The following is a 13,415-nucleotide window of genomic DNA, read 5'->3' on the forward strand; positions in this document are numbered from 1 at the left end:
GAATATACCTAGGTTCTAGTGACATTTACATAAAAACAAAAAAAAACCCTGCACAGCAGGGTTGATTTGGTAGGCACGAGTGGGATCGAACCACCGACCACCACCATGTCAAGGTGGTGCTCTACCACTGAGCTACGTGCCTATTATTAGTTCATACGATATTAAGTGGCGTTAATTATATAAAAGCTATGATCACAAAGCAATAATTATTATTAGAGTATTTTCCCTTCCTCTCTAAGAGAGGCTTGAATGGATTTACATCGATTCAAGCCACAGAGATTTGCGAGGTTAACTACTATGGTTAAACCACCTGAACTGATCGACCACTATCCATTGGGTCTAACAGCTTTCCTTGTTTGGACTCTACTGAAACAAATTTCCTAAGTTTCAGTAATTATTATGTCACAATCGTAAATATAGTCAACATTAAATTTCCAATGGAAACTATTGGTTTCCAAATGAACCTGGATTTGCGGAAATTAAAACGTTTTGTTACAATTTGTTCATCTTTAATCTTTCAATGCATCCCATGGAAAAAGTTGACTTAACAAAACAGTTTGCTTACCGCCTCCGCGATGCAATGATTGCTGCTGGATTTAATTCACGACGCTCCACCTCGGGTGTTTGTATTCATAAGTTAGCAGAGATTACTGGTTATTCTGTGCAGATTTGCCGGAAATACTTACGTGGTGAAGCAATTCCTGAACCGGTTAAGCTAGTTGAAATTGCGGCAAAACTACATGTTTCACCAGGATGGCTACTATTTGGTGATAGTCATAATGATAACTCTATTGAGAGAAATAAGGTTCTTATCTCCAAGAATTTGCTTCTCTATATTCTCAGCAACGCTGTGAATCTATATAATAGGCCTCACTTAGGAAATGAAGTTCCTGGCTTCTTACTTGAACTCATCAATGATGTTAGTCATATTAATGCCAGCGAAGAGCAATCCAAAAAAATAATTGACTTGGCTATATCGTCTGTAAAGCACTTTAGTCATGAAAACGGATAAGTTTGTTAAATTTACATGGAAATTGTTGTATGGAAATAGCCCCACACCCGCATTTGCTGGAAGCACTTTTTGCCTTTAGATCTAAGGTATCAACTGTATTCAGGGATGTTTTAGGCATTCATGAAATTAATCATATTGCCATTAGCCATATTGGTCCAGCCAATAAAATATTGACCTTTTCATCAACCCCTGCAATTGAGTTTAACCTCTTTAACAGCAACCTTTGGCGCTTTGATAAATCTTATACACCAGAATGGTTTAAAACTTGTACCCAAACCGACTGGCAGTCTTTATATACTCCAGAACGGTATGATGAACTCTACTATTTGAAGCAACTCAAGCATCATTTGCCTATTGGCTACACCCTAGCAGCAAGGCTGGAAGATAATTATTTTATCTATTCTTTTGCAAGCAATAGGTCCTGTAAACAAACACAGGAACTGTTCGCTTATCGCTACCATGATTTTTACAAAATAGGCCAATACTGTACCAACATGCTGAGCTCACTGTTCCAACATTATGGCAATTTATCTTCGCAATTATCTGAAACACAGGTTGAATATGAAACATCAAACTAAGACAATTTTAGGTGGCTTCATGGGCAATGTTGTCGAAGCCTATGATGTCTCGATTTGTTATTTTTTATCCAGTGAATTATCACGAGTATTGATGGGTGATAACCAAGGAAATCCAACTGTTGTTCTCGGACTGATTTTCCTTGCTTATTTGGCTAAGCCTATTGGTGCTTTTATTTTGGGCCTATTCTCCGATCTTTATGGGCGGAAAAATGTACTAATGGCTTCTATTCTGATTATGGGTATATCGACAGCCTTGATTGGTTTAATCCCCAGCTTTAACCAGATTGGCTTGTATGCTGCTGGCCTACTGCTAATTCTACGCACAATTCAAAGTATGGCCTTAGGCTCTGAGTTTTTAAACTCTGCATCTTTCTTAGTTGAAAGTGGTGACGATAGTAAGCGAGGGTTTCGTGGCTGTTGGTCCTCTGTAGGGGTGAAAGCGGGATATTTGCTAGCCTGTATCATCGTTGAAATTACCCATTCTTCTGGTACTCAACTCCCATTAATACAAGATTGGTTATGGCGAATTCCCTTTTTACTGGCAATACTCACAACCCTTATGGGAGTTTTTATTCGTTATAAAATGCCAGAGAGCCTAGCTTATATTGTTTATTATGCTGAACGAAAAAAGCCGACTACGAAAGCTATTTATAGTCAGGCTAAAGAATTTATAAGAAAAAATCCCTTTTTGTTTAATTATGCTTTTTTTGCCAGTTTCCTTTCCGTAGCTACAGGATTTTTCTATTATCTTTATATTCCCTTGCATGCACTCCAATATTCACAGCTCACACGCTCTTTTATTATGAGTTCAACAACCATGTCGCTTGCATTTGTGACCTTTCTTATCCCTCTATTTGGTTGGCTATCGGACAAATGCGACCGTCTGCAAATGTTAACTAGTGCAACAATTAGTCTTCTAGTCCTTTCATACCCCTTTATGCACGCAGTGAATCATGGAAATGCTACTTATTTTGTATTGATGCAATTAGTCATTTCTATCCCCTGTGCCTGTTATTACAGCGTATCTTCTGTATTGCTAACAGAACTATTCCCCTTACAGATCCGCTGCACTGCTTTATCAATCGTATTTTCAATTGCAGCAAGCCTTGCTTCTGGGCTTCCTCCGTTGTTATCTGATTATTTAGTAAGAAAAACTCAATTAGTTAATTCACCCTGCCTTATTATGATCACACTGTCATGTATTGTCTTGGTCAATGTAATAGTATTAGCTCAGCGCTATCGCTTAGGGGTGAATCAATATAACATCGCCGCACTCAATGAGGAAAAACCGATTTTTACAATTCACTATCAAAACCCATTAATTGATTAATAATCGGCTACAAACTAACTCAAAAAATCTATCTGTTCAGGAGGTATATTTTGACTTTGATGAACACTTACCAAAAAATAAAGCCTTCTCACAAGATAGTGCAGAAGGCTTTTATGAGCCCAAAAACGATTTATTCGTTCATGGAGCAATAGAGAATTTTGAGTAACAGTTAATCTTATACAGTTACTGTCTCTTTATGAAAATCGGGGATTGTTGCTTGAGACTCGCTATGCTGATCAAGCATGTGGCAAGAATTTTGACGTTTAACGGGATCTTTTTCCTTGGCACATTGCTCTAGGAATACGTCTATGTTGTTTGTGCTGTACGATGCATTGCCAGCGAAGGATAGTACGGGGACTAACAAACTGATTATTATTGCTAATTTTTTCATTAAAGACCCTTTTTCTTTGTTAAGTTAGGACTTAAGTCATTCAAAAAAAGCCTGATTCCAACAAGCAATCTTTAAACACCTTGAATAATATTTCCATTCTCGTCTTTAGAGGGTTCTGGCCTGGCTACAGCCACTTGCACCATCATCCTACAGAGCCATATAGACATTTAATCTCTCTAACGACTGGCGCATTATAGCACAATATCTTTTTTTTTCTCAAATGTGAAGAGTTTTCATGATTCCATAGAAAACAAAATCAATGCCATAACTGCAAATAACATTCCTAAAATTTGTTTAACTGTAACGCCTTGTTTAAGAAAGACCATACACAATAACAAAGTAATAAGCGGATACATTGAAGTGATAAGTACAACAGGCATTGCAGGTCCCTTACGAAGAGCTAAAATGAAAAAGATACAGGCAATCCCATTAGCTAAGCCATTTAACAAACCGTAGATACTTCCTTTCGTTGATATTTCCGGCCTAAAATCTAGCATTACTAAGGCTAAAATACCGGAAATTAAAACACCCAGACTGGAATAAAAGGTAATTGATAGTGGATTAATAAAACTTGAGGCTCTGGCTCCCCAATATCCCCATGCCCCATAAAGGCAGAGGGCTATAATTGAGGGAAAATACCATGTGTTAATAAACATTAGATATCAATTTTCCTGCTAGGATTAAATGCATAGCTGAGAATAACCGCGGACTGAGAAAAATAAAATCATTTTTGATAAAAAAAATAAAAGCCGTATCGACGTTAAACTTCTTTAAACAAGGAGAGGCATAATGGCAGAACAAAATGGCAGCCTGTTGTATCTTGATGACTTCAAGGTTGGGCAACGTTTTATTAGCGACAGTCACAGCTTAGATGCCCAGCAAATTAAGACTTTTGCAGCTCAGTTTGATCCTCAGCCTTTTCACTTAGATGAAAAGCAAGCTCAAAATACTTTTTTTGGGGAGTTGATTGCAAGCGGTTGGCACACAGCAGCGATCACTATGCGCCTTTTGGTCAATAGCTTCGGTCATCGCATTGCCGGAGGGCTAATTGGTAGAGGTGGTGAAATTAGCTGGCCAAATCCTGCTCACGCCACAGATATTCTTCACGTAGAGTCTGAGGTTCTTGAGCTCAAACCATCAATCACCCGCCCTGACTGGGGAACTATTAAAATTCAAAGTCTTACCTTAAATCAGCAGCAGCAGGTCGTACAGAAACTTATTGCTGAGGTGATGTTGCAGCGTAAAAAAGTTTATAAGAGCGATTAAGATTAAATAAATCTTCAATCCATTTTTTATCAATCTATTAAAGCTTTTCTTTAAGCTCAGTAATTGCAGCTAGTTGGCTTGCAAACGCCTCCTTTAAATAATTTATGCTCGTTCGATTAGCCTCTTGGAATTGCGCATCAGTAACGCCCTCAGAAACTTCTGAAGTAATCAAGTCGTGTATGCTCTTAATTGCCTGACTTACATCTTCTGATGCCCTAGTTAGTGCTTGAATTTGTTCTCTTTTACCACCTATAGTTTCTAAGGACTCAATTTTTGCAGCAATTTCGGCATTTAATCCCTTTAGTTTTTGATCTAAGCGAATAATGCTTTCTCGAAGCTCTTGGTCAACTACGCTGATAAATTTGGCCGATTGGGTATTTTGCTCCTCTACCATGTTATTACTCCATCATCTGTTACTATAAGCCTAGCGTTATACTATATATTTCGCCAGTTAGATTAATAGTGCTATGATTGCATTTTTTTAGCACAACAATAAACCTTATGTTACTGCATTATCTATTTATTATGGGCATTTGTGTAGAAGCAATTACCGGGGCTATCGCTGCCGGTCGAAAAAAAATGGATTTTTTCGGGGTTATGCTGATTGCATCTATCACTGCACTCGGAGGCGGAACCGTAAGGGATGTCCTGTTTAACAACTATCCCCTTACCTGGGTCGCTCATCCCGAATATCTAGTTTATACCTCTGCCTGTGCTTTTTTAACTATTTTTATCGCCCATTCACTTGCCCGCATCATGAAAATATTTTTGATTCTAGATGCGCTTGGATTATCTGCCTTCGTGATTATCGGTACTCAAAAAATTCTCAGTAAGGGTTTACCACCTAGTGTAGCAATTATTAGTGGTATGCTCACTGGTATTTGTGGCGGAATGCTGCGGGATATCCTTTGCAATGATATCCCTCTTGTCCTGCGCAAAGAATTATATGCTGTTATTGCCCTTGCTGGAGCCTTACTATTTATCGAGCTTGAACACTTTCATCTCAGCAAAGAGCTTAATGTGATAATCACACTAGCCGCTATTTTTTCGGCACGTCTCTTAGCGATATTTTTCCATGTCGAAATGCCTAAATTCGATTACGCAGCAAGCCTTCGTAAACGACGACGAAAATAAATAGCGCTAAATGCGCTATTTATTTAAACTTCCTTGATGTCATGGATTAACACTTCTTCCACTGGCACATCAGCATGTCCCATGCGTTGCCCTGTTTTCACTTTTGCTATTGCATCGACAATATCCATTCCTTCAACAACTTCACCAAATACACAGTAACCATAACCTTGTGCATGTTCACCACTGAAATTTAAAAAGGCGTTATCAGCAACATTAATAAAAAATTGTGCTGTTGCAGAATGTGGATCCATTGTTCTAGCCATAGCAATTGTACCGCGCTTGTTAGGCATTGCTGTTTTTGCCTCGTTTTGCACAGAAGTCTCTGTCGTTTTCTGTTGCATATCAGTAGTTAAACCACCGCCTTGAATCATAAAACCATCAATCACACGGTGAAAAATGGTATCGGAGTAGAAACCATTGCGAACATAGCTCAGAAAATTTTCAACCGTTTTAGGTGCGGTTTCTTCATGCATTTGTAGGCGAATATCGCCTTTCGACGTACTAATTAAAATCATTAAGCTCTCCCGTTTTCTTTTTAAAAAATTAAGACTCTAGGATCTGTTGGCATTTGGAAGCAGGAACCAAAAGCCGAGATCATTTCGCGCAAATTTTAACTTGAGTGAGGCGAATAGCCAGCTCTATTTAACGAGCTCAAGCTGAAATTTGCGCAAATTAGCTTGGTTTTTGGTCCTGTCTCCAATTGCCAACAGACCCTAGTATAAGGTTGCGCATTTTAGCACAGACATCATGCATTACGTGGACATTATGTATGCTGGCTAATGCCGTAAATAAATTTGCTTTTTGTTTGGATAAATGATGTAAGAATGCTCGCGAATGGTTCTGGCAAGTATAACAGCTGCAACTCTCCATAACTGGCGATAAATCATCAGCAAAGCAAGCTCTTTTGATTTGAATACGCTCATTTTCATAACTACTGGCAAACCTTAGCCAATTACCATCCTTTATCACTTCGCCACAATACAAAGCGCCATGGCGGGCATTGCGAGTCGGCGCGACACAGTCAAACATATCAATACCTTCAGCCACTACCTCTAGCAGATCCTGTGGCGACATACCAACTCCCATAGTGTAGCGAGGCTTATTCTGCGGTAAATACTGTCTAACCCAACGAATAACTTCTATCGTTGTTTCCATATTAAAACCAATGGTTTCCCCGCCTATTGCGATCCCATCGGTATTCATTGAGGCAACAAAATCAGCACTTTCTTGACGCAGATCCTGATAAATGCCACCTTGGATAATTCCAAACAAAGCCTGGGCAGCACCATAACGAGAGTTAGGATGTTGCTGATGATAAGCAGTCGATTGTCCAAGCCAGCGATGTGTGCGAGTCATAATCTTTTGAACTTCATCTCGGGAACAACTATCTGGCGTACACTGATCAAAGGCCATAATAATATCTGCGCCGATAATTTTTTGTGTTTCAAGTGACATTTCTGGTGTCATATGGATAAGGCGCTCTGTACCCGGCAGCTTGAAATGAGCCCCTTCTTCATCAATAGTACAAATTTCTTTATTCTTCGATAGGCTAAAAACCTGGAACCCACCACTATCTGTGAGCATCGGCCCATGCCATCCCATGAAGGGATGCATTCCACCAGCCTGTTCAATAATCTGCATGCCTGGTGCGCAGAGCATGTGGTAGGTATTACCACCTAAAATAATTTGGCTTCCAGCAACCTGCAATTCATTTGGTGTCATATTATTCACCCCAGCTCTTGTGCCTACAGGCATAAAGACCGGTGTTAGAAAATCACCATGAGGCGTACTGACACGCGTCACTCGCGCCTGAGTATAAGAGTGGTTTTTGATAACTTCAGTGCTAAACCTATTCATGATGGTTTGATTAGCTCAATAATAATGGTTTGCGATGATAGCCAAGCGGCTTCTTTTTTACCAGTATTCGTTAAGGATTTGGCCGATCCTTGCTAGCTAATTGGCTATGCAAGACAAATAATACTGGTATGGCAACTAACAGCATCCCTAAAAAATACAACGCAGCCCAGCCAGCCATAGGTAAGCCAAGCCATTGCCAGGTAATGTCAGCGCAATCCCCGCTCCCCAAAAACAGGGCGTGTAATACATCTCGCCAAGGAAAATAACGAATCAGCACATCCAGTTCAGGCATGCATGCAGGCGCCTGGCCAGCTGGGAGCGATTGTAGCCACAGTTGACGGCCAGCAAAAAATAATCCACCAGCAGCAATAAGGAATTGGAAACAGGCAACTATCTGCCCTCCTCTAAGACTCCGCACGAAAGCACCAGCAAAACAAATACCGAATAATAAAAAAACACATATTCGTTGCATCAAACATAGGGGGCAAGGCTGCAACCCTTTGATATATTGAAAATAATAGGAACTTCCCAGAACAAAAAAACTCAGGAAGGTTAATAGAATCTGCCAACGTCTATAAAAAATCTTAGTCATGGCTGCGGCAACATATATTGGATAGCATTTTTAAGATCCTCATCACTACATTCGCTACAAGTTCCTTTTATTGGCATTGCATTTAGACCTTTATTTGCTGAAGCAACAAGATCATCAATGGCTTTTTTATCTATCCGCGATTGCCAATCCTTTGCATCACGAAATTTTGGAGCCCCAGCCAAGCCATCGCGATGACAGACAGAACAATACTGTTCATAGGTTGCTTTTCCGGCATCTTCTTGCGGAAGATTAGCTACAGTGGGATTTACCGCAGGCTTTGTACTTGTTGCAGGCGTCGCTTGTTCAGCTAAATTGACTTGACCAATTGGTTTAATACGCTCTTCAATTTGCTGTCTATCTGATAGGTCTGCAGCCCAAATATTGAGAGACAAAGTGACTAATGTAATAAAAAAACCAAACCGCATGAAGACCTCAGCAACCTTAATTTTAAAATAATGTCTGTTTCCAAACAGACGTTAAATAATACCGATTAGCAACCAGCATTTCCAGTCTGTCTTCACTTCTTATTATGATCTGCTATAGTTTGGAAACATCAATTTTGAGAATAGGTTATGGAAAGCTTTACCAAAAGATTAGGCATACAATTTCCGATTATTCAGGCACCAATGGCTGGCGGACTGACAACAGCAGAATTGGTTGCTGCCGTATCAAATTCTGGCGGTCTGGGCTCCCTAGGCGCAGCCTATATGTCGGCTGATGCCATTAGGAAAGCTATCCAGCAAATTCGCACCTTAACAGACAAACCTTTCGCAATTAATTTATTCATTCCTAATGAATCCTATGCAGCTACTGAACAGATTCAAAATGCCTGCCACTTTATAGAGCAAGCTTGTAAAGAATTAAATTTTAAAATTGTTCCTTCAGAGCCACCTTATGCTATTGCTTTTGATGAACAGATGGCTGTAGTCATCGAAGAAAAAATACCTGTTTTCAGCTGTATTTTTGGCGTCCTTCCTAAAACCTGGCACACAGAACTGAAAAACAATAAAACAATTATCATGGGTACAGCAACCAACGTCGCCGAAGCTATTCTTCTTGAGCAATCCGGGGTTGATATGATTATCGCCCAAGGAAGTGAAGCAGGAGGACACCGTGGTAGTTTTCTAAAAAATCCAGAAGATAGCTTGATTGGTACATTCAGCTTATTGCCGCAATTGCTTGATCATTTAAAGCTCCCAGTCATAGCCGCCGGCGGCATTATGGAGGCTAGAACTATCATGGCCGCGTTAACGCTGGGCGCAAGTGCAGTACAAATGGGGACAGCCTTTCTAGCCTGTACAGAATCAGGAATTCATCCTAGTTATAAAGAGGCTTTATTGGCAACCAAACAAGATAATACTGTCCTGACAACCGCCTTTTCTGGCAGGTTAGCTCGCGGCATAAGAAATAAATTTATTGATCGAATGGAAGCAGATAAAAAAAATATCCTCCCCTATCCCATACAAAATGCAGTGACTAGGGCGATGCGCAACGAAGCTGCAAAACAAAACTGCACTGATTTTATGTCGATGTGGGCAGGACAATCAGCTTATCTTTGCGAAGAAATGAGCGTAGCAAATTTGTTTAGCAAATTAACTACAGAACTTAACAAGATTAGGCCCCATTCCTAAAGGATATATCTGATCTTTTTTTGTCTTTAATATCTAATTTTTATGCGGCCAATTCAAATAAAAACCAGCTGTGGTTTTTAATTTAACCCTCACTATTTATTACATTTTTTACACTTTTGCAAACTCGGCTTTACAATTTATAAATTCGTTTACTTTTTTTATCTTTTGATGAAAATTTATCTCGAAAAATGATCATTATTTATTTTAAAATATCAGCCTTCGATCACAATCGCTATTTCAAAAATAGATAATGAAAATGAACAATCTATTTTTCAAATCACTCTGGGGGCTTAAGTGGACTCTACTCAACTTGAAGAACGTTTAAATTTTATCGAAGCTCGCCTTGCTGCGATTGAAGAAAAATTAAATCTAATTCCTCAAAAAAACGAAGTAAAACAAGCCCCCATAGCTGAAAAGAAAGCACCCTCAGAAATTGCACGCCCTATCCATCCACCTAAATATGGCAACTGGCTTGGGATTATTGCAGTGATCTGTTTCGTTTTCGCAGCTGGTTTTATCATTAAATTGTCTATTGAATCAGGCTGGCTAACTCCTGCGAAACAACTAGGACTGGCAGCTCTTCTTGGCTTAGCGCTTATTGCATCAGGGACTGTTTTATTGAGTTCAGACCGAAGTTATGCAGGCCTACTTCCAGCCTCCGGCATCATTATTTTGTATATCACTCTCTTTGCAGCATATCGCTACTATTTCTTTTTATCCTTTCAAACAGCAATAGCTATGCTCAGCCTTAATTCGGGGATGTGTGTTTGGTTTTATAAAAAAATTAAACATGACCTCTATGCCATTATTGCCGCGATCGGTGCCTATCTGGGCCCCTTCCTTTTAACCTTGAATACTAATGCAGTATTTTCACTTTACTATCTCATTATCTGTTCATTTACTTTCGCAACTATCTCAATTTGCTTGCAGTCACGAACTTTAACGGTAATCTCGGCTTACCTGGCAATTTTGGTTACCTCATTTATTGGACTGCATATGGATCAGGATCTCCTGCTCGCAATAGTACTAGCGCTATATTTCCTTATCTTCTCAATAGGCACCTATTATTATACTCAGTTAACTAAGCAAGAATTGACCGAGAAAGAAGGCTGGAGTTTGTTTCCTGTCTTACTGATTTTCTATGCAATGGAATATTATTTTATAGACCGAATTCAACCCGGTTTGGCCCCGTGGATTTCTTTGGGCTTCGCAGCAGTATTAGGCGGTCTTTATCTTTCTGCCAAAAAATGGTTCCCTGAACGTAGTATCAACAGCCAGATTATTACCCTTGCCTTCGTTACAATTGTATGTTTTCACTCCATTTATCTTGAATTGTTGCCAGCTGAGGTACGCCCATGGCTTTTTGTCATTATCGTATTAGGATTCAGCTTCCCTATAAAAACCTTTAATGCCCCAACACCGCACACCTATCTTTTTCCCAAGATAGCCCTTTGCATTATTGTGGCTATCGAGTATTTGAATATGCTAGATCATCTGATGGGAGCCTTTAGTTTATCCTGGTTTATGGTCTCTATGGCTTCCTTTATCAGTATCTGGTTGATGATTAATCAGAAGCGCGAATGTTTCACAAAAAGAGATGAATATGGTTATATTTTGTTAGGTACTGCTCACCTTCTTGCGATATCAGGACTTTATCAGATCACTGCAGATTATGGTTCTCTCGCGGTTTCAGCGTCCTGGCTTTTTTATGCAATAGCTGTGATGAGTTTTGCCTTTATACGCAAAGATAAGCTCTTTGCTAAGTCAGCCCTCCTTATTTTAAGCTTTGCCGCAGGAAAAGCATTGCTTTATGATGCAGGCTCTACGCCAACAGTTATACGCATTCTCTGCCTGATGCTTACGGGTGTCGTTCTCTATGCCTCAGGATTTGTTGTGCGGAGAATGGCTGAATGGCAGGATTAATCAATTGACGACAGCGCCAGGCCTTGTTATAACTTCACTATGTCGTATCAATCATAATCGATTTGTTCGATTATATACCTCGTATCCGTTCAGGAGGTTCTGCTTGAGTTTAGGGTGGGCAACTAATGGTGAACAACAATAGACCGTATTTAAATGAGGATGTGAAAGAAATCCAAACCAGGGATAATTTTCCCAAATTCCTTAATAAACCCCTAGGACAATACTTTGAAGCTCGCTTAGAACAATCTTCACAAGGCAAGCATCTTCTTAAGGGAAAAAAACCCTCACCAGATGCATTAATTCTTTCAAGCAATGATTATTTACATATCAGCCGTCATCCTCAACTCATCAATGCTCAAATCGAAGCGATGAAACAATATGGAAATGGCCAAATGCAATCACCCGTTTTCTTAACTGACGGGAGCATGCTTTCGGCTTGTGAGGAGCAATTTGCCCGATTTGTTAATTATCCCGCAACCCTGCTTGCCCAATCAGGCTGGTGTGCCAATATTGGTTTGATCCAAGCTTTGGCCTCTCGAGATTTACCTGTTTATCTGGATTTTTATGCCCATATGTCGTTTTGGGAGGGGATAAAGGCGGCGAATGCTAAACCAATTCCTTTCCAACACAACTCAGTACAATCTTTACGTAAACGCCTGGAGCGTTATGGTTCAGGCATTATCGCTGTTGACTCAATCTATAGCACGACAGGAACACTGAGCCCCCTAAGAGAGTATGTTCAACTTGCAAGAGAATTTGACTGTCTCATTATTGTTGATGAATCTCATTCCTTAGGAACCCATGGGCCACAAGGCAAAGGGTTGGTTGCTGATTTAGGCTTGACTGGGCAGGTGGATATTATTACTGCAAGCCTTGCTAAAGCCATATCCGGCCGTGGGGGGTTAATTGCTGCAAATTATAATTTAATCGAGTTGATTCGCTATACCGCTTTACCAACTATATTTAGTTCAGCCTTAGTCCCTCACGATCTTGCGGGCTTTAGTGCTTCTCTTTCCATCATTAGCAATGAAGAATGGCGACGCCAAAAACTACATGAGAATGCAAGATTTATCCGCAATAACATCAAGCAACTGGGTATGAATTTAGGTAGTTCCAATTCGCAAATTATTCCACTTTTCACTGGAAATGAGACCAATACTATCTGGCTACGCAACCAGCTTGAGAAAGCGAATATTCATGGCGCAGTCTTTTGCTCACCAGCCACACCAAAAGATAAGGCCTTAATCCGTCTCTCCATAAGTACTCACTTTCAAGAAAATGATTTAACTAGAATTATTAACTGTTTGAAGAAGCTTGATAGGAAGGGGATGGATTTACCTCTTTTTGAAGAGCCTAGCTAATATACTGCGCTCTGCTCGCGGTGACGATTGAATGTAGCCAGGATGGTAATTGGTCAGGCAATGGCGTCAACTTAAGTAAATGTAATAGGTCATCCCCATCCCGAAATCCCAGCGCAGCGTAATCAAGGTTTTCCTTAGATTAAGAGGTGGAGGGACGTGACCTATTACAAGTATATTTATGCAGCCCCCCTCTCTCTAACTCTCTCCCCAAGGGGAGAGAGGACATCTGAGCTTCGAACGGGAGGTATTGCACATGTAATAGATCACTCCGTACCAAGGAAAGTCCGCTTTTGAACCATCTTGCGAGAAACGTAGTGACGAAGCAGCCCAGAGAATGCGG

Annotated in this window: 15 protein-coding genes and 1 tRNA gene; 8 read left to right on the plus strand and 8 right to left on the minus strand. The window is 40.1% G+C overall.

The features are described from left to right. Positions 1 to 67 precede the first annotated feature (67 nt). Positions 68 to 142: transfer RNA gene (locus tag BN1094_RS10635), tRNA-Val, on the minus strand. 387 nt (positions 143 to 529) lie between these two features. On the opposite strand from BN1094_RS10635, the gene BN1094_RS10640 reads away from it, so the two are divergent. Genes BN1094_RS10640 through BN1094_RS10650 form a run of 3 tightly spaced genes read left to right on the plus strand, consistent with a single transcriptional unit; the run spans position 530 to position 2,920 of the window. Beyond that, positions 530 to 1,012, plus strand: coding sequence for a helix-turn-helix domain-containing protein (locus BN1094_RS10640; protein ID WP_043874368.1), 483 nt, complete (start codon positions 530 to 532; stop codon positions 1,010 to 1,012). A 29-nt stretch (positions 1,013 to 1,041) separates the two neighbouring features. Next, positions 1,042 to 1,590 carry a hypothetical protein gene (locus BN1094_RS10645; protein WP_043874369.1) on the plus strand — a complete coding sequence of 183 codons (549 nt, stop codon included), beginning with the start codon at positions 1,042 to 1,044 and terminating at the stop codon, positions 1,588 to 1,590. Continuing rightward, positions 1,574 to 2,920 carry an MFS transporter gene (locus BN1094_RS10650; protein ID WP_052403246.1) on the plus strand — a complete coding sequence of 449 codons (1,347 nt, stop codon included), beginning with the start codon at positions 1,574 to 1,576 and terminating at the stop codon, positions 2,918 to 2,920. The genes BN1094_RS10645 and BN1094_RS10650 overlap by 17 nt, the downstream gene beginning before the upstream one ends. Before the next feature lie 175 nt (positions 2,921 to 3,095). On the opposite strand, the gene BN1094_RS10655 is transcribed toward BN1094_RS10650, so the two are convergent. Both BN1094_RS10655 and BN1094_RS10660 read right to left on the minus strand, forming a co-directional pair. After that, positions 3,096 to 3,311 carry a hypothetical protein gene (locus BN1094_RS10655; protein ID WP_043874370.1) on the minus strand — a complete coding sequence of 72 codons (216 nt, stop codon included), beginning with the start codon at positions 3,309 to 3,311 and terminating at the stop codon, positions 3,096 to 3,098. 233 nt (positions 3,312 to 3,544) lie between these two features. Further along, positions 3,545 to 3,967: an EamA family transporter gene (locus BN1094_RS10660; protein ID WP_043874371.1), complete on the minus strand. Its 423-nt coding sequence runs from the start codon at positions 3,965 to 3,967 to the stop codon at positions 3,545 to 3,547. A 133-nt stretch (positions 3,968 to 4,100) separates the two neighbouring features. Here BN1094_RS10660 and BN1094_RS10665 point away from each other — a divergent pair, with 133 nt between their 5' ends. Next, a complete protein-coding gene (locus tag BN1094_RS10665) occupies positions 4,101 to 4,577 on the plus strand; it encodes a MaoC family dehydratase (protein WP_043874372.1) in 477 nt (158 codons plus the stop codon). A 37-nt stretch (positions 4,578 to 4,614) separates the two neighbouring features. Here BN1094_RS10665 and BN1094_RS10670 read toward each other — a convergent pair whose 3' ends face one another. Beyond that, the gene (locus tag BN1094_RS10670) at positions 4,615 to 4,971 is read right to left on the minus strand and encodes a hypothetical protein (protein ID WP_043874373.1); all 357 of its coding nucleotides are present in this window, start codon (positions 4,969 to 4,971) and stop codon (positions 4,615 to 4,617) included. A 107-nt stretch (positions 4,972 to 5,078) separates the two neighbouring features. On the opposite strand from BN1094_RS10670, the gene BN1094_RS10675 reads away from it, so the two are divergent. Further along, positions 5,079 to 5,711, plus strand: coding sequence for a trimeric intracellular cation channel family protein (locus tag BN1094_RS10675; RefSeq protein WP_043874374.1), 633 nt, complete (start codon positions 5,079 to 5,081; stop codon positions 5,709 to 5,711). A 23-nt stretch (positions 5,712 to 5,734) separates the two neighbouring features. Here the strand turns inward: BN1094_RS10675 and BN1094_RS10680 are convergent, their stop codons facing one another. The 4 genes from BN1094_RS10680 to BN1094_RS10695 form a co-directional block, all read right to left on the minus strand. After that, the gene (locus BN1094_RS10680; RefSeq protein WP_043874375.1) at positions 5,735 to 6,226 is read right to left on the minus strand and encodes a peptidylprolyl isomerase; all 492 of its coding nucleotides are present in this window, start codon (positions 6,224 to 6,226) and stop codon (positions 5,735 to 5,737) included. A 157-nt stretch (positions 6,227 to 6,383) separates the two neighbouring features. Then, positions 6,384 to 7,568: a tRNA guanosine(34) transglycosylase Tgt gene (tgt, locus tag BN1094_RS10685; protein WP_043874376.1), complete on the minus strand. Its 1,185-nt coding sequence runs from the start codon at positions 7,566 to 7,568 to the stop codon at positions 6,384 to 6,386. 70 nt (positions 7,569 to 7,638) lie between these two features. Next, on the minus strand, positions 7,639 to 8,160 hold the full coding sequence (locus BN1094_RS10690) for a disulfide bond formation protein B (RefSeq protein ID WP_043874377.1): 522 nt from the start codon (positions 8,158 to 8,160) through the stop codon (positions 7,639 to 7,641). After that, complete coding sequence (locus BN1094_RS10695) at positions 8,157 to 8,585, minus strand: c-type cytochrome (RefSeq protein WP_043874378.1); 429 nt, start codon at positions 8,583 to 8,585, stop codon at positions 8,157 to 8,159. The genes BN1094_RS10690 and BN1094_RS10695 overlap by 4 nt, the downstream gene beginning before the upstream one ends. A gap of 147 nt (positions 8,586 to 8,732) precedes the next feature. On the opposite strand from BN1094_RS10695, the gene BN1094_RS10700 reads away from it, so the two are divergent. The 3 genes from BN1094_RS10700 (at position 8,733) to cqsA (ending at position 13,075) form a co-directional block, all read left to right on the plus strand. Further along, positions 8,733 to 9,791 carry an NAD(P)H-dependent flavin oxidoreductase gene (locus tag BN1094_RS10700; RefSeq protein ID WP_043874379.1) on the plus strand — a complete coding sequence of 353 codons (1,059 nt, stop codon included), beginning with the start codon at positions 8,733 to 8,735 and terminating at the stop codon, positions 9,789 to 9,791. 294 nt (positions 9,792 to 10,085) lie between these two features. Further along, positions 10,086 to 11,714, plus strand: a complete 1,629-nt coding sequence (locus BN1094_RS10705) for a DUF2339 domain-containing protein (protein ID WP_043874380.1) — start codon at positions 10,086 to 10,088, stop codon at positions 11,712 to 11,714. Between the two features lie 125 nt (positions 11,715 to 11,839). Further along, positions 11,840 to 13,075 (plus strand): alpha-hydroxyketone-type quorum-sensing autoinducer synthase, encoded by a 1,236-nt coding sequence (cqsA, locus tag BN1094_RS10710; RefSeq protein ID WP_043874381.1) that lies wholly within the window; start codon positions 11,840 to 11,842, stop codon positions 13,073 to 13,075. Positions 13,076 to 13,415 lie beyond the last annotated feature (340 nt).

It is taken from the genome of Legionella massiliensis (assembly GCF_000756815.1).
GTDB classification, from domain to species: domain Bacteria; phylum Pseudomonadota; class Gammaproteobacteria; order Legionellales; family Legionellaceae; genus Tatlockia; species Tatlockia massiliensis.